Source organism: Niveibacterium terrae (assembly GCF_048213115.1).
Taxonomy (GTDB): domain Bacteria; phylum Pseudomonadota; class Gammaproteobacteria; order Burkholderiales; family Rhodocyclaceae; genus Niveibacterium; species Niveibacterium terrae.
Genome location: NZ_CP172404.1, coordinates 2,512,490 through 2,538,325 on the forward strand (window position 1 = coordinate 2,512,490; position 25,836 = coordinate 2,538,325).

General features: G+C 68.0%; 22 protein-coding genes. 20 read left to right on the forward strand and 2 right to left on the reverse strand.

What is annotated here, in order from left to right:
- Window positions 1-27: 27 nt before the first annotated feature.
- Complete coding sequence (kdsA, locus tag ACHFB9_RS11655) at window positions 28-867, reverse strand: 3-deoxy-8-phosphooctulonate synthase (protein ID WP_417067298.1); 840 nt, start codon at window positions 865-867, stop codon at window positions 28-30.
- An 80-nt stretch (window positions 868-947) separates the two neighbouring features.
- A complete protein-coding gene (locus ACHFB9_RS11660) occupies window positions 948-2,579 on the reverse strand; it encodes a CTP synthase (protein WP_417067299.1) in 1,632 nt (543 codons plus the stop codon).
- A gap of 363 nt (window positions 2,580-2,942) precedes the next feature.
- On the opposite strand from ACHFB9_RS11660, the gene ACHFB9_RS11665 reads away from it, so the two are divergent.
- The 20 genes from ACHFB9_RS11665 (at window position 2,943) to ACHFB9_RS11760 (ending at window position 25,835) form a co-directional block, all read left to right on the forward strand.
- Window positions 2,943-3,659, forward strand: a complete 717-nt coding sequence (locus ACHFB9_RS11665) for a hypothetical protein (protein ID WP_417067301.1) — start codon at window positions 2,943-2,945, stop codon at window positions 3,657-3,659.
- Between the two features lie 206 nt (window positions 3,660-3,865).
- Window positions 3,866-4,240 (forward strand): hypothetical protein, encoded by a 375-nt coding sequence (locus ACHFB9_RS11670; protein ID WP_417067302.1) that lies wholly within the window; start codon window positions 3,866-3,868, stop codon window positions 4,238-4,240.
- A gap of 27 nt (window positions 4,241-4,267) precedes the next feature.
- Complete coding sequence (locus ACHFB9_RS11675) at window positions 4,268-5,824, forward strand: phage tail sheath family protein (protein ID WP_417067304.1); 1,557 nt, start codon at window positions 4,268-4,270, stop codon at window positions 5,822-5,824.
- A 10-nt stretch (window positions 5,825-5,834) separates the two neighbouring features.
- Window positions 5,835-6,350, forward strand: coding sequence for a phage tail protein (locus ACHFB9_RS11680; RefSeq protein ID WP_417067305.1), 516 nt, complete (start codon window positions 5,835-5,837; stop codon window positions 6,348-6,350).
- 2 nt (window positions 6,351-6,352) lie between these two features.
- Window positions 6,353-7,066, forward strand: coding sequence for a hypothetical protein (locus ACHFB9_RS11685; RefSeq protein ID WP_417067307.1), 714 nt, complete (start codon window positions 6,353-6,355; stop codon window positions 7,064-7,066).
- On the forward strand, window positions 7,063-8,013 hold the full coding sequence (locus tag ACHFB9_RS11690; RefSeq protein WP_417067309.1) for a hypothetical protein: 951 nt from the start codon (window positions 7,063-7,065) through the stop codon (window positions 8,011-8,013). Before ACHFB9_RS11685 ends, ACHFB9_RS11690 begins: the two co-directional genes overlap by 4 nt.
- Window positions 8,010-9,344 (forward strand): DUF4255 domain-containing protein, encoded by a 1,335-nt coding sequence (locus ACHFB9_RS11695; RefSeq protein ID WP_417067310.1) that lies wholly within the window; start codon window positions 8,010-8,012, stop codon window positions 9,342-9,344. Before ACHFB9_RS11690 ends, ACHFB9_RS11695 begins: the two co-directional genes overlap by 4 nt.
- The gene (locus ACHFB9_RS11700; protein WP_417067311.1) at window positions 9,341-11,278 is read left to right on the forward strand and encodes an ATP-binding protein; all 1,938 of its coding nucleotides are present in this window, start codon (window positions 9,341-9,343) and stop codon (window positions 11,276-11,278) included. The genes ACHFB9_RS11695 and ACHFB9_RS11700 overlap by 4 nt, the downstream gene beginning before the upstream one ends.
- Entirely contained in the window at window positions 11,275-11,520 is a 246-nt protein-coding gene (locus tag ACHFB9_RS11705) for a hypothetical protein (protein ID WP_417067312.1), read from the forward strand. Before ACHFB9_RS11700 ends, ACHFB9_RS11705 begins: the two co-directional genes overlap by 4 nt.
- On the forward strand, window positions 11,517-13,016 hold the full coding sequence (locus ACHFB9_RS11710) for an eCIS core domain-containing protein (protein ID WP_417067313.1): 1,500 nt from the start codon (window positions 11,517-11,519) through the stop codon (window positions 13,014-13,016). Before ACHFB9_RS11705 ends, ACHFB9_RS11710 begins: the two co-directional genes overlap by 4 nt.
- 34 nt (window positions 13,017-13,050) lie before the next feature.
- On the forward strand, window positions 13,051-14,973 hold the full coding sequence (locus ACHFB9_RS11715) for a DUF4157 domain-containing protein (protein ID WP_417067314.1): 1,923 nt from the start codon (window positions 13,051-13,053) through the stop codon (window positions 14,971-14,973).
- 15 nt (window positions 14,974-14,988) lie between these two features.
- On the forward strand, window positions 14,989-15,645 hold the full coding sequence (locus tag ACHFB9_RS11720; protein WP_417067316.1) for a hypothetical protein: 657 nt from the start codon (window positions 14,989-14,991) through the stop codon (window positions 15,643-15,645).
- Window positions 15,645-16,037, forward strand: a complete 393-nt coding sequence (locus ACHFB9_RS11725) for a LysM domain-containing protein (RefSeq protein ID WP_417067317.1) — start codon at window positions 15,645-15,647, stop codon at window positions 16,035-16,037. The genes ACHFB9_RS11720 and ACHFB9_RS11725 overlap by 1 nt, the downstream gene beginning before the upstream one ends.
- The gene (locus tag ACHFB9_RS11730; protein WP_417067318.1) at window positions 16,037-17,176 is read left to right on the forward strand and encodes a hypothetical protein; all 1,140 of its coding nucleotides are present in this window, start codon (window positions 16,037-16,039) and stop codon (window positions 17,174-17,176) included. Before ACHFB9_RS11725 ends, ACHFB9_RS11730 begins: the two co-directional genes overlap by 1 nt.
- A complete protein-coding gene (locus ACHFB9_RS11735; RefSeq protein WP_417067319.1) occupies window positions 17,173-17,688 on the forward strand; it encodes a phage baseplate assembly protein V in 516 nt (171 codons plus the stop codon). The genes ACHFB9_RS11730 and ACHFB9_RS11735 overlap by 4 nt, the downstream gene beginning before the upstream one ends.
- Before the next feature lie 11 nt (window positions 17,689-17,699).
- Window positions 17,700-18,023 carry a hypothetical protein gene (locus ACHFB9_RS11740; protein ID WP_417067321.1) on the forward strand — a complete coding sequence of 108 codons (324 nt, stop codon included), beginning with the start codon at window positions 17,700-17,702 and terminating at the stop codon, window positions 18,021-18,023.
- A gap of 15 nt (window positions 18,024-18,038) precedes the next feature.
- On the forward strand, window positions 18,039-18,404 hold the full coding sequence (locus ACHFB9_RS11745) for a GPW/gp25 family protein (protein WP_417067323.1): 366 nt from the start codon (window positions 18,039-18,041) through the stop codon (window positions 18,402-18,404).
- Window positions 18,401-20,956, forward strand: coding sequence for a baseplate J/gp47 family protein (locus tag ACHFB9_RS11750; RefSeq protein WP_417067325.1), 2,556 nt, complete (start codon window positions 18,401-18,403; stop codon window positions 20,954-20,956). The genes ACHFB9_RS11745 and ACHFB9_RS11750 overlap by 4 nt, the downstream gene beginning before the upstream one ends.
- Window positions 20,956-23,775 (forward strand): putative baseplate assembly protein, encoded by a 2,820-nt coding sequence (locus ACHFB9_RS11755; RefSeq protein WP_417067326.1) that lies wholly within the window; start codon window positions 20,956-20,958, stop codon window positions 23,773-23,775. Before ACHFB9_RS11750 ends, ACHFB9_RS11755 begins: the two co-directional genes overlap by 1 nt.
- Complete coding sequence (locus tag ACHFB9_RS11760; protein WP_417067328.1) at window positions 23,775-25,835, forward strand: hypothetical protein; 2,061 nt, start codon at window positions 23,775-23,777, stop codon at window positions 25,833-25,835. Before ACHFB9_RS11755 ends, ACHFB9_RS11760 begins: the two co-directional genes overlap by 1 nt.
- Window position 25,836 lies beyond the last annotated feature (1 nt).

Consider the following 25,836-nt stretch of genomic DNA (forward strand, 5'->3'; position numbering starts at 1 on the left):
GGCGGCAAAAGCCCCGCCGCCTTCGCCTCAGAGGCTTGTTTCGATGAAGCCCTGGCGCTTGACCAGCGCATCGATTTCCCTGAGCGTGATCAGCAATTCTTCCATCCGCCCCAGAGGCCACGCGTTCGGGCCATCGGAGAGCGCCTTGTCCGGATCCGGATGAGTCTCCATGAAGAGACCCGAAATCCCGGTCGCAACCGCCGCCCGCGCCAGAACCGGAACGTGCTCGCGCTGGCCGCCGCTCTTCTCGCCCTGCCCCCCGGGGAGCTGGACCGAATGCGTCGCATCGAAGACGACCGGGCAGCCGGTCTCGCGCATGATCGCCAGCGAGCGCATGTCGGAGACCAGGTTGTTGTAGCCGAACGAAGCGCCGCGTTCGCAGACCATGATCGAATCCGCGCCACCGGCCGCTTCGCGTGCCTTGGCAACGACGTGCTTCATGTCGGAAGGGGCGAGGAACTGGCCCTTCTTGATGTTCACGGGTTTGCCGCAGGCCGCGACCGCGTGGATGAAGTCGGTCTGCCGGCACAGAAAGGCCGGAGTCTGCAGCACATCGACGTACTTCGCGACGACCGGAACTTCCTCGGTCGTATGCACATCGGTGAGAACCGGCACGCCGACTGTCTCGCGCACTTCGGCGAGGATTTCCAGGCCTTCCATCATGCCGAGCCCGCGGAAGCTCTTGCCCGAGCTGCGGTTGGCCTTGTCGAAGGAAGACTTGTAGATGAAGGGAATTCCCAGGCGGGTCGTGATTTCCTTGAGTTCGGTCGCGGTCTCGAGCGCCAGCTGGCGGGACTCGATCACGCAGGGACCCGCGATCAGGAAGAAGGGTTTGTCGAGGCCGACGTCAAAGCCACAGAGTTTCATGGGAATTCCTCGGTCAAACCTTCGCCCGCACAAAGCGGGCGAAGGGTGGATGGAGGGCCAATGCGACGGCCCCTGAATGGCTACTTCTTCGCGCCTTCGCGCCGCTCGATCGCCGCGCGAACGTAGGAAGTGAAGAGCGGATGGCCCTGACGCGGGTTCGACGTGAACTCGGGATGGAACTGCACGCCGACGAACCACGGATGATCGGGCAACTCAACGATCTCGCAGAGGTTTTCCTTGGGCGTGCGCGCCGAGACGACGAGACCGGCCGCTTCGAGCTGATCGACGTAGCGGTTATTGACCTCATAGCGGTGACGGTGACGCTCGTTGACCTCGGTCCCATAGATCGAAGCCGCCAGCGTGCCGGGTTTGACCGGGCAGCGCTGGGCGCCCAGGCGCATCGTGCCGCCCAGGTCCGACTCGGCGTCGCGGTGTTCGACATTGCCGCTGCGGTCCAGCCATTCGCTGATCAGGCCGACGATGCGGTGCGGCGATTCAGGATCGAACTCGCTGCTGTTCGCGCCTTCGAGCCCGGCCATGTGGCGGGCGAACTCGATCACGGCGAGCTGCATGCCCAGACAGATGCCCAGATAGGGAATCTTGTTCTCTCGGGCATAGCGGATCGCCGCGATCTTGCCTTCGGTGCCGCGGCGGCCGAAGCCCCCGGGGACCAGGATCGCGTCGACGCCTTCGAGCTGGGCCGTTCCATCCTTCTCGACCTGTTCGGAATCGACGAAGTGGATATTGACCCGGCTGCGGGTATGGATGCCCGCATGGCGCAGCGCTTCGGTCAGCGACTTGTAGGACTCGGTCAGATCGACATACTTGCCGACGAACGCGATGTCGATCGTGTGATCCGGATTTTCCTGGGCTTCGATCAGGTTGTCCCACAGCGACAGATCCGCGGCGCGAGCCAGGATGTTCAGCTTGTGACAGACGATCTCGTCGAGCATCTGGCCGTGCAGCATGGCCGGAATCTTGTAGATCGAGTCGGCATCCAGAACTTCGATGACCGCTTCCGGGACCACGTTGCAGAACAGAGCGATCTTGCGCCGCTCATCGACCGGAATCTCGCGATCCGAACGACACAGCAGCACGTCGGGCTGAATACCGATCTCGCGCAGCTCCTTGACCGAGTGCTGGGTCGGCTTGGTCTTGAGCTCGCCAGCGGTCGCGATGTAGGGCAGCAGCGTCAGATGCATGAAGCAGGTGTTGTTACGACCTTCTTCAATGCCCATCTGGCGGATCGCTTCGAGGAAAGGCAGCGACTCGATGTCGCCAACCGTGCCCCCGACTTCGATGATCGCAACGTCGGCACCTTCGGCGCCGCGCTTGATGTAGCGCTTGATTTCGTCGGTGATGTGCGGAATGACCTGGACGGTCTTGCCCAGATATTCGCCTCGCCGCTCCTTCTTGATCACGGCGTCATAGATCTGGCCGGTCGTGAAGTTGTTGCGCTTGGACATCTTGGCGCTGGTGAAGCGCTCGTAATGGCCGAGATCGAGGTCGGTTTCCGCGCCATCGTCGGTAACGAAGACTTCCCCGTGCTGAAAGGGGCTCATCGTGCCGGGATCGACGTTGATGTAGGGATCGAGCTTGAGGTGGGTGATGCGAAGGCCACGCGATTCGAGAATGGCCCCAAGTGAAGCAGCAGCGATGCCCTTGCCTAGCGAGGACACAACGCCGCCCGTGACAAAGACGTACTTGGTCATGACGGAACGGGATGCTGGTAAAACGAGAGGATAGCGCAAACGCGGGTTTCAATCCAGCGCCGCGACACCCGGCGAGGCAGCGGAGCGCGGGCAAGCTGCGTCTTTTCCCCGTGCTCCACGCCAAGGATTCGCCCCCCGCCAGCAGGGCCGACAGGCGGACTGTCGGTTTTCTTTACCCTCCGCCCCCGTCTTCTCGCCAGAAATGCGCGCGCTTTTTCTTTTTGCATTTCCAATCAAGGGCTTGAAAAACCTCCGCAGTACTGGCACGAGCAATGCTAGGCATTCAAGCTAGCCTCGTCCGCTCTTTTTTCGGTCATCGCAATTCATTTCCCGACAGCCCGGTTCAATCAAATGGAGAAAAGAATGAATTTCTCGAATTTGAAGACTTATTGTTCGGCATTGCTTCTGGGCTTGTTCCTGATGAGCGCGGATGCCTGCGCTAAGCCCATACGGATATGGAACCCCTCAGGCGGAACCGTTTCTTTCTGGTGGACCGCGGAGAGCAAACCCATCGGCGACCCCGGCGAACCGAGGAAAAACGACACCGACAAGGGAAGATGGGAAAACTTCGGAGAGCCGCCTTCCGACGCGACGGACTGGGAAGCCTGGTACGCAGACAAGCAGGGGAAAACAGGCGCGAATTTCGGAGCAAATCTGGTCAAGAATCCGGACGGCAGCTGGAAGTGGAAAGCATTCGGGAAATACCCGCCGTTTGACGACTTCTGCCTGAAGATTCCGGACATGATCTTCATCCCGTCGTCCCCGCTGAGCACCTTATACACGGCCATCAACCTGGAAATATACGCATCAAACAATCCGTGGCCTTCGATCTACGCGGGAGACACCGTGATGATCACGGACGGAACGATACCGGGGCCGGCGGGAATCTACTGGAGCACGACACCATTCACGATCGACCTCACGTCGGGCAGCGGATTCTCCGGAACACCCTATACGGGATATGCCGTATCGATCGGCGATACGGCAATTGCCGAGACCCCCACAATCGCACTGGTTCTGATCGGAATCTTCAGCTTGCTCGCCGCGCCTTCGTTTCGCGAAAGGGCAAAAGAGGTTTGATCGACAAAGGCCGAATTGACTTCCGGCTCGCCAATTTTCCGGACGGATCCTCTGGACGCGCATGACGTCGTGATCTACGTTGGATGAGTATTCCAAATAGCTAAGCCGCCTGCGCAAATATCTGGGCTGCGCGGCAGGCGCCCCATGCCTCGCGCCGGGCTTCCGGCGCGGCGCATCCTCTCCCCGCCAAGCTCCAGGAGGTCTCCGTGAGCACCGAAAAACTCGTCATAGCCGCCCGCCTGAACATCCCGAACGGCCCCGAACTCTCGCTCGACACCGAAATACCGGTCAGCGGCTACGGAAAGTTCTGCGCGCTGATCGCGGCCGGAGCGGTCGATTTTGCTCTGCCCCTGCCCTGGGCCCAGTCGCTCGCGCCGCAGTTCCTCGCGATCAAGGCTACCCGTCAGGGGCTCAGCTACAAGCTCAATGACGCCGCCAGCACCGAGACCTACCTGGTGGATGGCCCTCACCTGCTGTTCGGTTCGGGGGCGCTAGGCCTGCTTGGCGCCCACCCCGTAACGCTCTATTTCACGAACGGCGGCACCACCGACATCGCCGTCGAAGTCCTGATCGGCGGCTGACCGCCCCACTGACAGTCCGGAGACACAATGCCAGTCAATCTGAGCTATCCAGGCGTATATGTCGAGGAGTTGCCGGGCGCTGCGCGCAGCATCGTCGGCGTCGCGACTTCACGAACCGCCTTCCTCGGCCGTGCCCTGCGCGGTCCGGTCAACGAGCCAGTGCAGATCCACAGCTTCGGCGACTTCGCGCGGCGCTTCGGCGGCATCTGGGTGGAGGCTCCGCTCGGCTATGCGCTCCAGCACTACTTCGCCAACGGCGGCAGCGATGCGGTCATCGTCCGGCTGATCAATGGCGGCGCGACGTCCCGCTATGCGCTCGCCCCCGAGACCGGCGTCGATCCTCTGCTGATCGACGCCGCCAGCCCCGGAAAGTGGGGCAATGCGCTGGAGGTCTTCGTCGATCACGATGTCCGCCCGGCGCCCGAAGCCAAGCCCGACACCGTGTTCAACCTCAGGGTCGAAGAGCGCGATCCGCTCACCGGGGCGCTTCTGGCCGCCGAGCTCCACCGCAACGTGTCGGTCGATCCGGCTTCGCCCCGCCATATTTCCAGGGTACTGGCCCAGGAATCGGCGCTGATCGCTCTGCCCTCACCTTTCCCCGGCAGTTTCCCGCTCGTGCGCCCGGCCCGGACCACGAGCAAAGCCGCCCGGACCGTCGATGGCAGCGACGGCACGGCGCTGACCCACAGCCAGTACGACGAGGCGAGCCTCGCCGGGAGCAAACAGGGGATCTGGGCGCTCGAAAAGACCGATCTCTTCAACCTGCTCAGCATCCCGCCCTATTCGCGGGACACGGACGTCGAGGACAGCACCTGGAGCGCCGCGCTCGCCTACTGCAAGCTGCGCCGGGCAATGCTGATCGTCGATGCGCCGTCGGGCTGGAAGAGCAAGGACGCCGCGGTCAGCGCGGCCAGAAGCTTCGCTCTGGCGCGCGACGAGAACGCGGTGCTGTTCTTCCCGCGCATCAAGGCCGCCGATCCCTTCTTCGAGAACCGGCTGGAGAGCTTTGCGCCCGGCGGCGCGGTTGCCGGAGTCATCGCGCGCACCGATGCGACGCGCGGCATATGGAAAGCGCCGGCCGGACTCGAAGCCCAGCTCAACGGAGTCACCGACCTCGAAGTACCGCTGACCGACAGCGAAAACGGTGAGCTCAATCCGCTGGGCGTGAACTGCCTGCGCGCCTTCCCGACCCTGGGCCGCGTCATCTGGGGCGCACGAACCTGGGAGGGCGCGGATTCGCTCGCGTCGGAGTGGAAATACCTCCCGGTACGCCGGCTTGCGCTGTACATCGAGGAGAGCCTCTATCGCGGCACCCAGTGGGTCGTTTTCGAGCCGAACGACACTCCGCTCTGGGCCCAGATCCGGCTGAACATCGGCGCGTTCATGCAGGGTCTGTTCCGCCAGGGCGCCTTCCAGGGCAGCCGGCCCCAGGACGCCTATCTGGTCAAGTGCGACAGCGAGACGACCACCCAGGCCGACATCGCCGCGGGCGTCTGCAACATCATCGTCGGCTTCGCACCGCTCAAACCGGCCGAGTTCGTGATCATCAAGCTCCAGCAGCTCGCTGGGCAGACCGCAGCCTAAGGAGGACGACGTGGCTCAATTCAGCGTCAATCCACATCGCTTCGATCCCTACAAGAACTTCAAATTCCGCGTCAAGTGGGATGGCCGTTATGTGGCCGGGATCAGCAAGGTCGGTGCGCTCAAGCGCAGCACCGAGATCGTCGAACACCGCGAAGGAGGAGACCCCTCGACTGCGCGCAAATCCCCGGGCCGCACCAAATTCGAGGCGATCACGCTGGAGCGCGGGGTGACCCACGATCCGGAATTCGAGAACTGGGCCAACAAGGTCTGGAACTTCGCTTCGGGTCTGGGTGCGGAAGTCTCGCTGAAGGACTTCCGCAAGGATCTGATCATCGAAGTCTACAACGAGGCCGGTCAGCTGGCCCTCGCCTACAAGGTCTATCGCTGCTGGGTTTCGGAGTTCCATGCCCTGCCCGACCTGGATGCGAACGCGAATGCGATCGCGATCCAGACCCTGAAGCTCGAAAACGAGGGCTGGGAGCGGGATCCGGAAGTCGGCGAACCCACTGAACTGAGCCTCTCCTGAACATGACGATAAAACCCCTCCAAACCGAAAACCTGTTGCACCTCTGGGAGCAGGGCAAGAGACGCCACCCCGTGGACCGGGCCCTGCTGCTGCACGCCTGCGCGATGCCCGGAGCCGATCCGGACACCCTCGCCGACGAAACCCTGGGCAGGAGAAACCGGGCGCTGCTCGCGCTGCGCGCCGCGACTTTCGGCCCCCGGATGCCCGCCTACCTCGATTGTCCCTGCTGTGCCGAGCGCCTCGAACTGACGCTCGATGTCGTCGAACTCCAGGCTCTGGCGCCGACCCAGGCGCATCCGGTCGAAGTGGACGGGCTCAGATTCCGGCTGCCGACCAGCCGGGATCTGGCCTCGGTCGCAGCTGAGGCCGAGAGCGAGACGGCCGCCCTTCGCCTCTTTGAGGCCTGCCTCCTGCCCGGCTCGCCTCAGCCTTCGCCCGAAGCCCTGCCGCCGCTGATCGAGCGCGTCGGCGAAGCGCTCGATCAGGCCGACCCGCTCGCCGCGCTGAGCCTCGACAGCCAGTGCGCCGCCTGTGGCCACGCCTGGGAAGCCGCTTTCGACATCGCGTCCTTCCTGTGGGACGAGATCGAATCGCGCGCCCACCGCCTGCTCGACGACGTGCACAGTCTCGCCAGCGCCTACGGCTGGAGCGAGTCGGCCATCCTCGCGCTGTCCGATGCCCGCCGCGAGGCCTATCTGGAACGAATCAGTCCATGAACGGTCTGCTGCGACGCCTCGCCGTCGGCCTGCACCCACCGGTGAAGGGCGAGCTTCATCCTCTGGCCCGCCTGCGCTGGATCGCGCCGCCCGCACTGATGCAGGACGAGGCCGTGCAGCGCAGCGAAGACCTGACCGCCCGCGAAGCGGGACGGCCGGTCCACACTCTGCCCACCGCTTCGCCTCTGCCCACCGCTTCGCCTCTGCCCACCGCTTCGCCTCTGCCCACCGCTTCGCCTCTGCCCACCGCTTCGCCTCTGCCCACCGCTTCGCCTCCGCCCACCGCTTCGCCTCCGCCCACCGCTTCGCCTTCGTCACCGCGCTCGCCGCGCTCAAGCCGCTTGCCGCCTGCGCGAGCGGATACGCCGGTTTTCGCGTCGTCGGCCGAGCCGCTGCAGCGCAGCCGGGGCGAGCCCGAAAGCGCCGCGCCCTCTCCCCTTGTGGGCCGCGCCGCCGCTGCGCTGCACGCGACAGCGGCGGCGGCCCCCAAAGCCCGTCCGGGAAGCCTCCCCCGCGCCCCCTCCGCCGCCCGCACTCCGGCGGCGCCGCAGCGCGCAAGCGTCGAGAGCGCCAGACGGATCGCCGCAGCCGAGCGCGAACCGGGCCCTGCCCGCGCGAGCACGACCGTGCCCGAAGCGCGCCGCGCAGCTTCGCCCAAGCTGGCGCCGGAGTCCGGGGAGAGCGATTCTCCCGAGCGCGGATCCTTGCCGGCAGAGGCTGAGCCTCGGCAGCCGGCCGCGCTGCTCGCGCCGCTCGCGGCCAAGGCTCCCGCCCGCCGACCGGATGCGGCACACCTGCGCGCGGAGCGCGATGGCGGCGAGATCCACGTCCATATCGGACGCATAGAAGTCACGGCCCTCCCCGCCGCCCCCGCGCGCAAGAGTCCCCGCTCTTGCGCGATGTCGCTGGACGAGTACCTGGACCGGCGCTCGGGAGAGAAGAGATGAGCTCCGCTCTGGCGATCGCCGCCGTCAGCGCGGTGCTGAAGGATCTGCTCAACGACGGGCTGATCCAGCACAATGCGGCCGGAGTGCTGGGCAGCTCGGTCACGGTCAGCGTCGGCCCCCCCGACCGGGTCGTCCCGGCCGACGGCACGGAAGCGTCCCAGCTCAACCTCTTTCTGTACCAGGTCAGCCCCAATCCGGCCTGGCTCAACATGAGCCTGCCTTCGCGCTCCGCGGGCGACGGCCAGCGCCTCGCCAACGCGCCTCTGGCGCTGAACCTGCACTACCTGCTCTCGGCCTACAGCGGCGGCGATCTGCATGGCGAGATCCTGCTCGGCTATGCGCTGCAACTGCTGCACGAGAATGCGGTTCTGCCCCGTCAGGCGATACACACCGCGCTGACGCCCTCGCCGGATCTGGGCGGCACCCTGCCCGCCGCGCTGCGCGCTCTGGCCATCTCCGGCCTGGAGAACCAGGCCGAGCAGATCAAGATCAGCCCGGAGTATCTGAGCACCGAAGATCTGACCAAGCTGTGGACGGCGACCCAGAGTCCGCTGCGCCCGAGCGCCTCCTTCCTCGTCAGTGTCGTGCTGATCGCGTCAGAAGAGCCGGCCCGCTCGCCGCTGCCGGTCCTGAGCGTCGGTCCGCTGATCGAGGATGGGCTGGCCCCGGGCAGCCGACGCGCGCGCGGCGTCGCGGTGCAGTCGGGCCTGATCGCCGCTCTGCCTCACCTCGCGACGGCCGAGCCGGCCGCCGCTCAGCCCGCCGCACAGCTCGGCACCCCCATCGCGCTGCACGGTCATCACCTCGCGTCGTCAGTCGAGCGCACGGTCATGCTCACCGAAGAGGCGCTCGGCGTGCGCGCGACCGTGCTCGCCGATCCGGCGGGGACGGACGCCCCGGACCGGATCACCTTTGCGATCCCGGCTTCCCGCTCGGCGGAATTCCCGGTCGGCGTCTACTCGCTCAGCGTCCGCCTCCTTTGCCCGGGAGAGGGCACGGCACGCGAGACCAACCGCCTGGGCCTGACTCTGGCGCCGCGGATAGAAGGCCTGCCGCTCAGCGTCGCGCGCGACGCGGACGGCACGGCCCGCTTCACGCTCGCCGTGCTCCCCGAGATCCGCCCCGGGCAGCGCGTGTCGCTGCTGCTGGACGAGGCCGAGTTCGTCTTCCCGGCTGTGACGACGGCGACGGGCAGTCTTTCCTTCGCGATCGAAAACGCTCCGCCCGGCGCCCATCTGGCGAGGCTCAGAGTGGACGGGATCGAGAGTCCGATCGTCGATGCAACGCGCTCGCCTCCGGTCTTCGCCGATCAAAGGCTGGACATCCTATGAACCCGGAGACTAGCCTTCCCGTTGCCGACACGGACAGCGCCGCCGCATCCGGCGCCTGGGCGTGGGGAGAGAGCAACCAGCGCCGGATGGGAAGCGAGTTCGCGCGTCTGAAAGCACTGCTGCGCGGCGCGGCCGAGCCTCCCGCCCCGAGCACCGAGCCGGCCGCGATCGACGAAATCGTCGAGCTCTTTTCGCTGTCGCCCTTCGAGCGCGACCTGCTGCTGCTCGCGGCCGGAGTCGAGATGGACGGGGAGTTCGCACCGCTGCTCAGCGCCGCGAGCGCTCCGCCCCAGCCCTGCGCGACGTTTGGCCTCGCGCTCGCGATGCTGCCCCTCGCGCACTGGAGCGCGCTGAGCCCGCAGGCTCCGCTGCGCCGCTGGCGCCTTCTGGAACTCGGTGACGGCGCCTCTCTGATCTCGGCCCCGCTGCGCATCGACGAACGGATCCTGCACCTGCTCGCCGGACTCAACGAGATCGATGGCCGGCTCTGCGCGCTGCTGCGCGAGCTGCCCCTTCCCGCGCTGATCGCCGAAGGCCACGAGCGCATCGTAGCCAGCCTGTGCGCCGAACTCGCCGAAGCCGACCAGCGGGCGAGCTGGCCAGTCGTCGTCCTCGAAGGAGGGGATCTTCAGGGCAAGCGCGACATCGCCGTCCGCTTCGCCGCCGAGCTGGGCCTGCGCGTCTTCGCGCTCGCCGCGACCGACATCCCGGCCGCGCCGACTGAGCGCGAAGCGCTGGCGACTCTGTGGGAACGGGAAGCCGCGCTGCTTCCGGCCGCCTTGCTGATCGAAGCCGGGGCCGAGACCGGCGCTGCCGAGCTGATCGCCCGCCTGTCCGGACTGACCCTGCTCGCGACCGCCGAACCGGTCGCGCTGGACAGGCAGACCCTTCGCCACCGCGTGGACAAACCCGAGCGTTGCGATCAGCTCGCCCTCTGGCGGCAGGTTCTCGGAGCCTCGGGCAGCGCGAGCCTCGGCAAAGCGCTGGAGAGCGCGGCCGCGCAGTTCCGGCTCAGCGCCAGCGAGATCCGCCAGGGAGGAGAACAGCTCGCAAAGCGTCTGGCCAGCCCCGCTGACGCCGCGGATGAACTCTGGAGGATCTGCCGCGCCCCGGCGACGCAGAAGCTCGACGGCCTCGCCGAGCGCATCGATGCGAAGGCCGGCTGGGCGGATCTGATCCTGCCCGAAGCCCGCAAACAGACCCTGCACCAGATTGCCGCGCAGGTCCGCCACCAGCTGACGGTCTGCGATCGCTGGGGCTTCGCGGACAAGTGCGCGCGCGGCCTGGGCATCTCGGTGCTCTTCGCCGGCGAGAGCGGGACGGGCAAGACGATGGCGGCCGAAGTTCTGGCCAGGGAGCTCAGACTGGAGCTTTTCCGCATCGACCTCTCCGCGGTCGTCAGCAAATACATCGGCGAGACCGAGAAGAACCTCGCCCGCATCTTCGCCGCCGCCGAGGACAGCGGCTCCTTGCTGCTCTTCGACGAAGCCGATGCGCTCTTTGGCCGGCGCAGCGAAGTGCGCGACAGCCACGATCGCTATGCGAACATCGAGGTCAGCTATCTGCTGCAGAGGATGGAGGCCTACCGGGGGCTCGCGATCCTGACCAGCAACCAGAAAGCGGCTCTGGACAGCGCCTTCCTGCGCCGCCTGCGCTTCGTCGTCTCCTTCCCCTTCCCCGACCTCGCCGAACGCGAAGCGATCTGGAAGCGCATCTTCCCGAGCGCCACACCGCGGGAGGCGCTCGACTGCGCGAAGCTCGCCCGGCTCAGCATCAGCGGCGGCGGCATCCGCAACATCGCGCTCAACGCGGCCTTCCGGGCCGCCGACGAAGGACAGCCGGTCACGATGGTCCATCTGCTGCACGCCGCCTACGACGAAGCCGCCAAGCGCGAGCAGACGATCACCGACGCCGAGACGCGGGGCTGGGTATGAAGAGGCTTGAACTCCAGATCGATCAGCTGGTGCTGCGCGGCTTTCGCCCCGAGCACGGACGGGCGATCGCCGAGAGCCTGAGCGCCGAGCTGGGACGGCTTATGGCGACGCCCGAGGGGATCGAAGCGCTACGGAGCGGAGCCGCTTCGCGCCATCTGGCCGTTGCGCTTCCCACCGACGGTCTGCCCGCCGACACGGGCAGACGCGTGGCCCGGGCCATCGTCCGCAGGGTGAGGCCATGAGCGAAACCCTGATCCACAGCCCGATGCCGACTGATGAGCGCGAATCGGCGGCGAACAGCCTGCCCGGGGGCGTGCGGCTCGCGATGGAAAAGCGCTTCCGGACCTCTTTCGCCGATGTCCGCATCCACTCGGACGGCCAGGCTGCCGCCCGATCCGAAGCGCTCGGCGCCCGCGCCTTCACCGAGGGACGCGACATCCACTTCGCGGCGGGATGCTTCAACCCGCGCACCGCCTCCGGGCTGGCGCTGCTGGCCCACGAGCTGACCCATGTCGTTCAGCAACGCAATGGCCGTTTCGGCGGCGAGGGAGGTAGGACCGCCCGCTCACGGCTGGAACTGGAAAGGGAAGCCGAGCGGGTACAGAGCGAGGTTCAGCACGGGAGCGCCTCGCTCGCCGTGCGCGGCATCGCCGCCCCGCGCACGCTCTTGCGCAGCCCCGGCCTGCTCGAGGAGCTGCGCGCCCGGGCTCGCGGCAACATCACGGCGATGGCCGAAGCGATCGCCGCGCGCAGCGAAAATCCGCTGATCCAGAGCCTGAACGCGCTGCGCATACAGCTCCGCCCGCGGCGCGAGCTGGCGCTGGGCACCGACGTCGCCGCCCGCTTCGAAGCGCTCTACCGAAGTTTTTGCACGCTGGCTCCGGGCTGGGTCCCGGTTCCGGTGCTCCGCTTCTCCGGCCCGCCCGTTCAGTGCGCGGCTTTCGTCATTGCGATCCCGATCGCGGTGATCCTGCTCTTTCTGGCTTTCCTGATCGTCATGATCTGGCTGCTCGGCAACCTCGACCCGGCAACCCGCCGGGCCCGCGAGCGCGCGGCCCAGGAAGTGATAGACAGCCTCCGCGAAGCGCTGAGACCCCGGCCTCGCCCGGCACCGCCAGAAGCGGAACCGGCTCCCCAACCGCAAGCCGAGCCCCAGCCTCGCCCGCAAGCCGAACCCCGAGCGCAGCCACGCGCCGAGCCCGAACCTCGCGTCGAGCCTCGCACAGAACCCCGCGTCGAACCTCGCGCGGGTCCTGAACCCCGCCCCGCCCCCGAAGCGCGCCCCGGCCGAAGGCTGGGTCCCGACCTGATCCCCAATCCGGAACCGAGACGACGCCGCGAACCGGGTGCCTATCCGCTGATCTGGCCGTCGATCTTCGGCCCGCCCATGCTCTTTGATCGTCCGATCACCTTCTTCGTCAAGACGGCGCAACAGGAGCGCGACGAGACCTACTCATGGGAGCTCAGGCGGGAGCTGTGGGCCAGGCACCGCCACAGCGATCCGGATCTGCTGCCCCGCGACTACCACGCCCACCACATCGTCCCGCTCTTCCTGGGCGGCATCGAAGGCGCGCGCGGCAACATCACTTTTCTGCCCGGACGTCTGCACCTGATGGGCCACGGCCGGCTGGCCAGCCAACCCCAGATGCGGACTCCGCCGCCCCCGCTCGCTCCGCTTCCCGCGAACCTGCTGCGTCATCCGAGCGGAACGCGTTACTTCCTGGCCGGATTCAAATGAGCAAAGCGTCGCCCTCTCAAGCATGGAGTCTGCGATGAGCGGCCATCGAACTGTGCTGCCCGCCCCGTGCGCGGTCAAAAGCGAGACTCCACGGCCAATCATCCTCGATCGCGCCGGCGACGCGCTGGAACACGAGGCCAGGCGTGCGGCCGACCTACGCGCAGCCGCACCGCCGCTCAGTGCGGCCGCGCCGCTCGCACGCAGCGCCAGCGATCGACGCGCGCCGCAGTGCGTCCATGACGTGCTGGCCACGCCCGGCCAGGCGCTCCCGGCGCAAACCCGGGAACAGATGCAGGCGCACTTTCATCACGATTTCAGCCAGGTACGCATCCACGCCGACGATCAGGCTGCGGCTTCGGCGCACGCCGTATCGGCCCGCGCCTATACGGTGGGCAATCACATCGTATTCAACCCGGCTCGCTACACGCCGCAAAGCCACGCCGGACAAGGACTGCTTGCGCACGAACTCGCCCATGTGATCCAGCAGCGCAGCGGTTCCGCCGCCGTCCGTCTGCAGCGCGAGAGGGAAGAGCCCGCTCCCGAGGTGGCCGTCGCAGCGCCAGCTGCCCAGCCGGCACCGCGCGAGGACTATGTTTTCATCATGGGACGGGACGCGCCGAATGCACGAGCGGACCAGCGCTTCTACGCGACGGCCGAAGCGTTCTATCGGGCCAGGATGCCCGCAGCCCACCTCGTGACCGGGATCTACAGCCTGCGCGATCTGCTCGACTATCTGATCGCCAACGTGAACGCGGCGATCGGCAATCTGTACATCGTGTCGCACTCGAACGAGGACGGAACGCTCAGCTTCGGGGAGGTCGGCGCCGTCACCCGGCTCGATGTGCTGAGCCTGCGCGAACAGCTCCACCCGCAAGGCGGCGGGCCGAGTCTGTTGGCCCGACCGGTACGGCAGATCGACGCGCAGACCCGGATTCACATCAAGGGCTGCAACCTGGGCCGCACCCGCGAGATGGTCGAGTTGATCGACGAAGCTTTCGGCGGCGCCGGCACCGTGAGCGCGCCGACTCATGAACAGCACTACCAGACCGACCCGGTGCTCGCCGCGCGGGCCCGTCGCGAACACCGCGCCGGCATCGCGGCCGCTCACCCCCAGCCGACTCCGATCGATCCGGCGCTCACCGGCCGTGCCCGCCGCGAAGCGCTCGCGCAGCGCCGCCGCGCGCTCGCGCAGCGCAGAAGCGAGGTCGCGGCCGAAATCACGGCGAGGCGAGGCGAGGAGGACGAACTCGCGGCCCGCGCCGGGGTGAGCGAAGCGCTGCGCGGCCCGCTGTTCCAGCGTCCGGGATCGACGCTGTTCAGCGCGGCCGAACTGCGGATCGATGTCGATGCCCTCTACCCTCATCTGCCCGCCCGGCAGAGGCAGAGCCTGGTGCGCCGCCTCGTCGCGCGCGACCGGCGATCGGCCGCCCGGATCGCGTCCCAAGGCACGGTCGGCCAGCAGGGACAGAGCGTGCACAGGTTCGCCTTCCCGGCCGGAGAGTTCGCCCAGCCCGCCAGCGCGGCCGAAGCCAACCGCGCTTTCGCCGCCGAGTTCAGGAACGACGGCTTTCGCGCGAGCGCGCTGGAAGAGTCCGTCAGCGTCCAGAACGGCGAAGAGGTCCATTCGTTCACGATCACCGGCAGCGTCCGCCGACGCGGCCAGAGCGCCGAAGAGCAGACCTGGAACCTGACGACGAGCCGTTCCGACGACGCTTCGCTGATCGCCGCCGCCCGCGCCCGCCTGTCCAACCCGGACCGCTACGCCTTCAGGGTTCAGCTCCGCCACCGCCCGAACGGGATGACCCGCGTCGAAGTCGTCGCCGAGCGTGTCGTCGCCTATCTGCACCACGTCAGCCTGGATCCGGGCGCCCACCGCTATTTCATGCCCCCCGAGACCGATCCGGACTTCTTCACGACTTCGACTTATGCGCCGCCACCTGGTGGCGCACAAACCTGAACCTGAGGACGAGCGATGAGTGGCTACTCCCAATCCCCTCGCGTACTCAAGGGCGGTCTGATCCTGCTCGATGCCGACAGCGCGCAGGTGCAGAAGGTGATCGCATTGCAGTACAACTCCGACACGCTGAGCCGCAGCCTGCAGGTCCAGACGACCGGAGCAGAAGCGGGAAGGCGCTCGGAAGCGGTCCGCTTCACGGCTCCGGCGATCGAGACGATCCGCCTCGAAGCCGAGATCGACGCGACCGACCATCTGGAGTTTCCCGATCAGCACGAAGCGGTCATCGCGAGCGGAATCGCCCCCCAGCTGGCCCAGCTCGAACTGCTCGCCCATCCGGGCAGTGCTCAGCTTCTCGACCGCAATCGCCAGGCTCAGGCCGGCACGCTCGAGATCGCGCCGATCGAAGCGCCGCTTCTGCTCTTCGTCTGGGGCAGAAAGCGGATCGTTCCGGTGCGCATCAGCGAGTTCGCGATCGTCGAGGAGGCTTTCGATCCCTTGCTGAACCCGATACGCGCCAGAGTGACTCTGGCGCTACGCGTGCTCAGCGTCGAGGATCTGGGCTTCGCGCACCGCGGGGGCGGCCTCTTCATCGCCTACCTGCAGGCCAGGGAAAAACTCGCGGCATCGGTGCCGGCGGGCTCGCTGTCGGCACTGGGACTCGGAGGCCTCTGATGAGCACGAACAGCGCAATCCAGGCTTTTCTCGAAGACAAGGGGCTGACGACCTCCCCCTATGCCGCCGACAGCCGCTACCGCGGCCTCGCGACGAGACAGATCGCGCTGCCCGACGGCCGGCTCATCCGCATTCTCGCGCGCCGCTTCATTGCCCCGAGTTCGGCTTTCGCCCAGATCGCACAGCACGAAGTCGTCGCCGGCGACCGGCTGGACAACCTCGCCGCCCACTATCTCGGCGATCCTCTGCTCTTCTGGCGGATCGCCGATGCGAACGGCGCGATGAGCCCCGACGCGCTGACCGCGACGGCGGGGCGGCGTCTGCGCATCACACTGGCGGAGGGGGTGAGCGGAATCGATCAGGACGGGTTCGACGACGGAGGCAGCCGCTGATGCTCGCCAAAGGCATACGCCTGTCGCTACTGATCGGCCCGGTCGTGCCGCTGCCCGCGCCCCAGGCGGTGATCGACGCGCTCGACAGCGTCCAGGTCAGCAGCGCCGATGGCGAGGCGAGCGGCTTCCAGCTGAACTTCCAGTTCTCGGCGCGCTCGCCGCTCGCGACGATCTTCCTGATCGCCGCCGGAAGCGGAGGGATCGGCGTTCCCCCGCTGCGCGTGATCCTGATCGTGACGATGAGCGGTCTCACCCTGCCCCTCTTCGACGGAGTGATGACGCGGGCCGAGATGCAGCCCGGGAACGGCGGCGAGGCCGGAACCCTGACCGTGACCGGCGAGGATCTGAGCCGCGTGATGGACATGCAGGATGCGAGCGGTCTGCCTTTCCCGGCGATGCCCGTCGAGGCGAGAGTCGCGCTGATCTGCGCCAAGTACGCGCCCTTCGGACTGATCCCTCTGGTGATCCCGGCCCTGTTCGGCGAAGTGCCCATCCCGGTCGAGCGCATCCCCGCCCAGCAGGGGACGGATCTGGCGTACCTGCACACGCTGGCCGAGCAGCTCGGTTACGTGTTCTACATCGAGCCCGGGCCGCTACCCGGCACCAACATCGCCTACTTCGGCCCCCGGATCAAGGTGGGCGTCCCCCAGCCCGCACTGAACGTGGACATGGGCGTGCTGACCAACGTAGAAGCGCTGAGTTTCGCTTTCGATGCGTGCCGCGGCACGCTCCCCGTCGTGCTGATCCAGAACCCGCAGAGCCGGGTGGCGATCCCGATTCCGATCCCGAACCTGAACCCGCTCCAGCCCCCTCTGGGCCTGCTGCCGACTCCGATCCGCAACCTGACGCTGATGAAGGAAACGGCCAGGATGTCGCCGATGCGCGCGCTCTCGGCGGGCCTCGCCGCCGCGGCGCGCTCGCAGGATTCGCTCAGCGCGAACGGCAAGCTCGACGTGCTGCGCTATGGCCGGCCGCTCAGGGCCCGTCAGCTCGTCGGCGTGCGCGGCGCCGGCGTCGCCTACGACGGGCTCTACTACGTCAAGCGAGTCAGCAGCACGCTCAGGCGCGGCGAGTTCACACAGAGCTTCCAGCTCACGCGCAACGGGCTCATATCAACCGTCCCAGGAGTCCGGCCATGAGCGAAGAGCGCAAATTCCTCGGCAAATATCGCGGCCAGGTCCTCAACAACGTCGACCCGATGATGCAGGGCCGGCTGCAGATCCAGGTTCCCGACGTCGCGGGCCTCGTTCCGGCAAGCTGGGCGATGCCTTGCGTACCGATCGCCGGGATACAGACCGGCTTTCTTGCGCTGCCGGCGATCGGCTCCGGAGTCTGGGTCGAATTCGAACACGGCGATCCCGATTACCCGGTCTGGGTCGGCTGCTTCTGGGGAAGCGGCGCCGAGATCCCGGCCCTGGCCCAGCTGACACCTCCCGGCACCCCCGCGATCACGCTGCAGACTCCGCTGCAGAACGGTCTGACGATCTCGGATCTGCCCGGTCCCAGCGGCGGAATCATGATCAAGAGCGCGAGCGGAGCGATGCTGATCGTCAACGACACCGGCATCACGCTGCAGAACGGCAGAGGCGCAGCGATCACCTTGCTCGGCCCGACCGTGACGGTCAATGCCGGTGCGCTGACGATCACCTGAAGGGGGATGTCATGCCAGGATTTCTTCTCCATGCCGGTGCGACGGTGCTCTGCTCCCACGGGGGGCAGGCCCAGCCGGGCGCGCCGAATCCCCGGGTGCTGGTGAGCGGGATGGCCACGGTGACGATCGCCGCGCCGTGGGTCGTTGCCGGCTGCGGCATGCCGCCGCCCCCGGCCGGGAACGGCCCCTGCATCAGCGCCCAGTTCGTCAGCGCCGCGACGCGGGTTCAGGCGAACGGCCAGCCCCTGCTGCTGCTCGACAGCCAGGCGAGCGCCGCGCCGACCGGAACGCCCTTGATCATCGCCGCCACCCAGACCCGGGTCATGGCGATTTGATACTGCGAGACAACGATGAACCTCGCTTATCCCTACCGATTCGATGGCCGCGGCCGCACGGCCGAAGCCGATGACGCGGCTCACCTGCGCGATCTGATCGAACAGCTGCTGTTCACGGCCCCGGGTGAGCGCCTGAACCGGCCGGGCTTCGGCTGCGGCCTCGGTCGTCTGGTCTTCGAACCGCTCAGCGAAGAGCTGGCGATGAGCGCGCAGTTCATCGTCCAGGCTGCGCTGACCGAGTGGCTGGGAAGCCGGATCGAAGTGAGCGAAGTGAGCATAGACGTCGCGGACGCGAAGCTCGGCGTGACGGTCGGCTACCGCGTGCGGCGCACCGGAGAAGCGCGCACCGAGAGCTTCTCCGCCCCGGGAGGCGTGACATGAACGAGTTCTGCAGCGCATCGGCGCGCAAGAGCGCGATCGCGGGCAGCCCCGACTGGAACGGCCTGGACTTCCTGCACGTCGTCGATGAACCGGACCAGTCTCCGGCCGAGCGCCAGACCCTGCTCCTGGTCCATTTCGTCAACGAACTGAGCGAAGGCCTGCTCTCGGCGGAAAACCTGCGCATCACCGGGGGCGAGCGGATCCGCGACATCGAGATCCTCGCGGTCGAACTCACCCCGACGCTGGTGCCGCCCGGCTCGCCGCCCGGCACAGCGCCGACCCGTCAGCCCAAAGTGCTCAGCGTCAAGCTCGCCGCACCGGGAGACTTCTCGTTCTACGAGCTTCGCCTCGTCGCGAGCGATGACGAGCGCCGCCCGCCCGCCCACATCGACCGGAGGCTCGCATCCCTCTCCTTCAGCTTCAAGGCCGCCTGTCCGGGCGACTTCGACTGCGCTGCGAGCGCGATCGCGGGCGACGCGGCCCTGGCTCCGCTGCTCGACTACCTGGCGCGCGACTATCCGAGCTTTCGCCAGCTGATGCTGGACCGGCTGGCGCTGACGACACCGGAATGGACCGAGCGCTCGGCCGCCGACAGCGGAATCGCGCTCGTCGAACTTCTCGCCTGGGTCGCCGACCAGTTGGCCTATACCCAGGACGCGGTCGCGACCGAAGCCTATCTGGGCACGGCGAGGCTGCGCAGCTCGGTGCGCCGCCATGCCCGGCTGATCGACTACCCGATGCACGACGGCTGCAACGCGCGCGGCCTCGTCCAGCTCCGCGCCGCAGAGGGCGTCAGCGCTCTTCTGGTGCGCCGCCAGCACTTCGCCGGCGGGCGGCTCAAGCCGACCCGGATCCTGAGCCGCTGCCCCGGCCTGCCCGGCCTGATGACTTTCGACTCGCCCGCTCACGCGGCAGCTCTGGCCTCCTCGCCCCTCGTCTTCGAGCTGATGCACGACATCGCCGTCGATGCGGCGCACAACGACATCCGCTTCCACACCTGGGGCGCGCGCGAGTGCTGCCTCGCGAAAGGGGCGACCCGCGCAAGCCTGCGCGGCCACTTCCCCGGACTCAAAGCCGGCGACTTGCTGATTCTCGCCGAGGCGAAGAGCCCGCGCACCGGAGAAGCGTGCGACGCCGATCCCGCGCGCCGCCACGCGGTCAGGCTGGTCTCGGTCACGCCGGACGAGGATCCTCTGGGCGGACGCTTCGAGGACGAAGCCAGCGCAGAGCCGGTTCCGGTCACCGAAATCGAATGGCAGGCGGAGGACGCGCTGCCCTTCGCGCTGACTCTGGCAGCCCGATCGGGCACGGTTCATCTGAGCGATCTCGCGCTCGCCCACGGCAACATCGTCGCGATCGATCACGGCATGACCCTGGAAGCCGAAGAGCTGTGTCCCGTCCCCGGACCCGACCCGGTTCTGACTCCGGTCGGCGGCTCAGGGGATGCCGCAGCCCCGCGCTACCGTCCGGCTCTGTCGGCGGGTCCGCTGACCCAGGCCACGCCTCTGGTCGAAACCGCCTCGGCCCGCGCCCTGCTCGAACAGTCCCCCGGAGCGGCCAAAGCCCAGATCGAGCTCAGCGCCGCTGGCGAGCGCTGGACTTGCCGGCGCGATCTGCTCGAATGCAGCGGGGAGGACCGCGCTTTCGTCGTCGAAGTCGAAAACGACGGCAGCGCCCACCTTCGCTTCGGGGACGGCGAGTTCGGCCGTCGCCCGGCTCCCGGCACGCGCTTTCTCGCCACCTGCCGGGTCGGCAACGGCAGCGCGGGCAAGGTCGGTGCCGGGATCTCGGCGGCCGAATCGACTCTGGCCCACCTCGTCACGGCCCAGCCCGAGCTCGCCGACAGCACAACTCTGCTGTCCGTCTGGAATCCGCTTGCCACCCGCGGCGGCATCGACGCCGAGTCGATAGAGTCGGTTCGCCGGCGCGCGCCCGACGCGATCCGCGGCAGGCTCGAACGGGCCGTCACCGCAGCCGATTACGAGACTCTGGCTCGCCGCGTCAAGCCGGACATCCAGTGCGCCGTCGCCACGACGCGCTGGACGGGCAGCTGGAACACGGTCTTCCTCAGCGCGGACCGCGAAGGCGGCGAAGCGGTCGATGCCGCCTTCGCGCAGGCGCTGTGCGAAGGCCTCGAAGCCTACCGGCTCGCGGGCCAGGATCTCGAAATCGAGCCGCCCATCTCCGTTGGGCTCGAACTCGTCCTTGCCGTCCGCGTCAAGGCGGACTTCGCGCGCCCGCGGATAGAGGCCGGGCTCAGGGAGGTTCTGGGCAGCGGCGTGCTTGCCGACGGACGACGCGCCCTCTTCCACCCGGACAACTTCAGCTTCGCCCAGACGGTCTATCTGTCCCCGATCGTTGCCGCGGCGCTCGAAGTCGAGGGCGTCGAATCGGTCGCCGTGCTCAGCTTCCGGCGCCAGGATCAGCCCGGCAGCGAAGCGGGCCAGGACGGCTGCCTGCGCTTCGCGCGCCGGGAGATCCCCCGGCTGAACGGCGACCGCAACCATCCCGAACGCGGGGTGCTGAAACTCGATCTGACAGGAGGCCGGTGATGAGCGAAGGGCGCAAATCCTGTTGCGAAGGCTGCGGCGAATCGCTGGCGGTCGCGACGCCGCGCGCGATCACCAACCGGCCCGGCCTGACGACGCTGTCGGCGCGGGTCGGAGAGCATGCCGAGTTGCTGCAAACGCTCAAGGCGAGGCTGAGCCTCGCGCATCAACAAGCTCTGGCCGCGCTGACCACGCGCGAGAGCGGCGACTTCACGATCGGCCTGCTCGACGCCTGGGCGAGCGTCGGCGACGTGTTGAGCTTCTATCAGCAGGCGATCGCCAACGAGAGTTATTTGGGCACGGCCAGCGAGCGGCTCAGCGTGCTCGAACTCGCCCGGCTGATCGGCTATGAGCTCCGCCCGGCCGTCGCGGCCAGCGCCTGCCTCGCCTTCACGGTCGAAGAGGCGCCCGGAGCGAGCCGGAGGGTCGCGCCGACCGCGGGCCAGGCGGGGATCCCGATCAACTCGACGCAGATCGGCGTGCCGCAGAGCATCGCGTTCGACCGCGGCCTGAAAGTGCAAAGCCTTCCCGGCCCGGGCCAGAGCGCCCAGGTCTTCGAAACGGTCGAGAAGATCGAGGCGCGCGCGCAGTGGAACGCGATCCGGCCCAGACTCACCCGGCGCCAGAGCATCGCCGACGCGGATCGCGAGCTCAGGCTGGACGGTCTCGACAGCGGTCTGCGCCGCGGCGACGGCCTGCTGCTGCTGCCCGAAGCGCAGAGCGGGAGCGCTCAGACGCTGCTGTTCTGCCGCGTCGCCTCGCTCGAGCTCGATCCGGCGCGCCAGAGCACGCGGGTCGGCCTCTCGGCGCGGATCGACGCCGGCAGCGCGCCCGAATCGCTCGCCCGCACCGAGCCCCTCCCCGGCGATCAGGCGCTGGCGCTGATCGGCAGCCCCTGCAACTGCGCCGACTTCGCAGCCATCGCCGAGGCCCAGGGTTTTCTTGCCCAGGACATGCTCGACAATCTGCTCGCCTGCCGCGCACCGGCCGCGCGGGTGATTGCGCTGCGCTGCCACGCGGCGATCTTCGGCCACAATGCACCGCTCTACAAAACCCTTCCCGCCTCCCAGCGCTTCGCCGAATATGCGGCGTCGACGACGAGCACGGGCCCGCTGACGACGCTGAGCTATTCGCTCGCGAGCGCGGGCTTCGCGGGCAGAAGCACGAGCTGGGCCGAGGCAAACCTCGCCGCCTATCCGGGAGAAGTGAGCGGCTCCCGCTACGTCTATCTCGACTCGGTCCATCCGACGATCACCGCCGGAAGCTGGGTCACGCTCGTCGATGCGGACAAGGCGCGCAGCTACCGCGTCGAAGAGGCGGTCGAGATCAGCAGGACCGACTTCACGCTGAGCGCCCGACTCACCCGCCTGACTCTGGCCTCGAACGAAGGACTCGCCGATTTCCATATCCGGACGACTTCGGTCTTCGGCGAAAGCGGGATCCTGAACCTGGCCCGCCAGCCGATAGAGGATGTGCTCGGCAGCGACGCGATCGAGCTCGAAGGCCTCGTCGATGGCCTCAAACCCGGTCAGAAGCTCGCGCTCGCCGGCGAGCTCGCCACCGAGCGCGGCGTGACGGCCAGCGAGATCGCCGAGATCGACACGGCCCAGCACGACCTGAGCGATGCGCTCCACCGCGAGGTCTTCACCCGGATCACGCTGAAGAAATCGCTCGCGCGAAGCTATGTGCGCAGCACGGTCAGCCTGAACGCGAACGTCGCGCTCGCGACGCACGGCGAGACGGTCGCGAACTTCGGCGCGGCGGGCGAGACTCTGGGCAGCGCCGATGCCCGAGTCCCCTTCCAGAGCTTCACGCTGGCCCAGACGCCGCTGACCCGCGTCAGCGCCGCGACCGGGAGCGGCGCGCTCAGCACGCTGGAAGTCAGGGTTCAGGGGCTGCTCTGGCAGGAAGTCGATTCCTTTTTGGACCGGGGCGCTCAGGAGCGCATCTACCTGACCCGCAGCGACGAGGACGGCACGACGCGGGTGATCTTCGGCGACGGGTTCAACGGCGCCCGCCCCCCGAGCGGTGTCGCCAACGTCAGCGCGAACTACCGGAAGGGCGCCGGCAGCGCGGGCCGCGTCGCAGCGAACCAGCTGACCCAGCTCCTGAGCCGCCCTCTCGGGCTGAAGAGCGTGACGAACCCGCTCGCCGCCGACGGCGGCGCCGATGCGCAGACGCTCGCGTCGGCCAGGCGAAACGCGACTCTGGGAATCCTGACCCTGGGCCGCATCGTCTCGCTTCAGGACTACGAGGACTTCGCGTCCGCTTTTGCCGGAATCGGCAAGGCCAGCGCCCAACCTCACCCGGCCCTGGGACTCCGCGCGGTCTTCGTCACGGTGGCCGGCGCCGACGGCGCGGCGCTCGACGAGAACGGCCCGCTGATGAGCCGGCTCGGCGAAGCGATGCTCGCCGCGGCCGACCCGCAGATCCCGCTGACGATCCGGGTCTGCGCGCGGCGCAGCTTCCGCGTTTCGGCCCGGATCGCGACCGATCCGCTCCTGCGGCGCGAAGGGGTGATCGCCGCGGTCGAGCGCGCACTGCGCGGCGCCTTCTCGTTCGACGCCCGTCAATTCGGCCAGCCGGTGCGCGCCTCCGAAGTGCTCGCGGCGATCCAGAAGGTTCCGGGCGTTATCGCCTGCGCGCTCGACGAACTCTTCCTCGTGCCGGGCGGCGGCGCGGCGCAGATCACCGAGGAGGTCGGCGCGCAGGTCCATGACACGCTGCCCGCCGCGGCGCCGACGCTGCGCGCCGATTCCAGCGTTGCGCCGGCCGAGCTGCTACTGCTCGACGCGGCCAGACCCACATTCGGAGTCCTCTGATGAGTTTCGACACCGAAAGCCTCTACGCCCTGCTGCCCCAGGTGCTGCGCAGCCGCGACGAGACCGGCGCGCTGAAGGCGCTGGTCGGCATCCTCGCCGAGCAGGCCAGAGTGTTCGAGGAAGACCTCGCGCGCCTCTACGACGACCACTTCATCGAGACCTGCGAAGAGTGGGTCGTCCCCTATATCGGCGCTCTGGTCGGAGCGCGCGGCCTCGCCGCGATTCCCGAGCGCGCCGCACGCGCGCGCAACGAGGTCGCCGACACGCTGAGGCTGCGCCGGCGCAAGGGGACCGCCGCGGTGCTCGAAGAGCTGGCCAGCGACATCATGGATTGCGACGCCGCGGCGGTCGAATTCTTCCGCGTCCTCGCGACGACCCAGAACCTGAACCACCTGCGTCCGGGAAATCAGTCCTTCACGAGCCTGCGCGATGCGGCCGCGCTCGAATCCCCCGGCTCTGCTTTCGAGCGCCTCGCGCACCGGGTCGAGGTGCGCAACATCGCCTCCGGACGGGGTCGCTTCAACATCCCGAACATCGGTCTCTTCCTGTGGCCCAGGCGCGCGGCCAGCGTCACGCGCGCCGCCGCGTTCCGGCTCGACGAGCGGCGCTTCACTTTCGACCCGCTGGGCCGCAAGCAGAGCCTGATCGCCTGCCCCGAAGTCGAGACCGAAGTCACTCATCTGGCGACCGCGCAAAACGTCCCGCTCCCGCTCGGCCGGCGCCGGCTCGCCCGCGAGCTGGATCGCCACTACGGAACGCCCGCCCTGCTGCTGACCGTCGATGGCCTCGACGTGCTGCCCGCTCGCGACGAACACGCCGATCCCGTCGGCAGCCTCCCCGACCTGATCTGCGTCTGCGACCTGGCGGACGTGCGGAACACCGAAGGCGAGGTGACGGGCTGGGTCCGCGAGGCCCACGGGCGGATCGCTATCGACCCCGAGCTGGGCCGCATCGCCTTCCCGGTCGACAAGCCCGCCCCGCAAAGCGTGCAGGTGAGCTATCAGACCCGCCGTCTGCGCGATCTGGGGGGCGGCGAATACGCGCGGGCGAGACTCGCCGACGAGGCTTCGACAACGGTGCTGCGCATCGGTGAAGGCGCTTCGCTCGCCGACGCGCTGGAGCGTCTGGGCGGGCAAGGCGGAGTCATCGAGCTTGCCGACAACGCGTATTACGTCGCGCGCGGGCTCGACATCACGGTGCCGGCCGGCTGCTGCCTCAGCATCCGCGCCGCCGAAGGCCGCCGCCCGGTGCTGGTCATCGAGACCGGGCTCACCGTGCGCGGAGCGCGCGACTCCTCGTTCGCGCTCGACGGCCTGCTGATCGCCGGCGGGCATGTGCATCTGGCGAATTCGGCGCCGGGCGTCACCGGACAGCTCGGACGCGCGCGTTTCACCCACTGCACTCTGGTTCCCGGCCCGACTCCGGCACTGGCCGGAGTCCCGGCCCAGATTGATGAGCCGCGCATCGTCGCCGACATCGCCGCTCTGGAGCTGATCCTCGATCACTGCATCTGCGGCGCTCTGCGCGTCGCGGCCGACGCCGTCGTGAAGCTCACCGACAGCATCCTCGATGCCCGCTCCGCGAGCGCTCAGGCCTATTCGGGGCCGGATGGCGCGGGCGGCGCGCTCAGCGCGAACAACGCGACCGTGATCGGCCGCGTGCACACCCGCGAGATGAGCTCGGCCTCGAACACGCTCTTCGTCGCGAAACCGGTTCCGGGCGGCGCGCCGCTGCGCGCCGATCAGCTGCACAGCGGCTGCGTGCGCTACTGCTTCGTGCCCGCCGGATCGGTCCTGCCCAGGCCCTACCGCTGCCAGCCCGGAGAGGCCGACGCGATACGCGTCCAGCCGGTCTTCGAATCGCTGGACTACGGCGATCCAGGCTATTGCCAGCTCGCCTCGTGCTGTCCGCGCGAGATCCGCGAAGGCGCGGAGGACGGCGCCGAGATTGGCGTCTTCCACGACAACTACCTCGCGCAACGGCTCACGAGCCTTGGCGCGCGGCTGGACGAATTCCTGCGCTTCGGCCTTGCGGCCGGAGTGAGGCTCGAACAAGACTGAG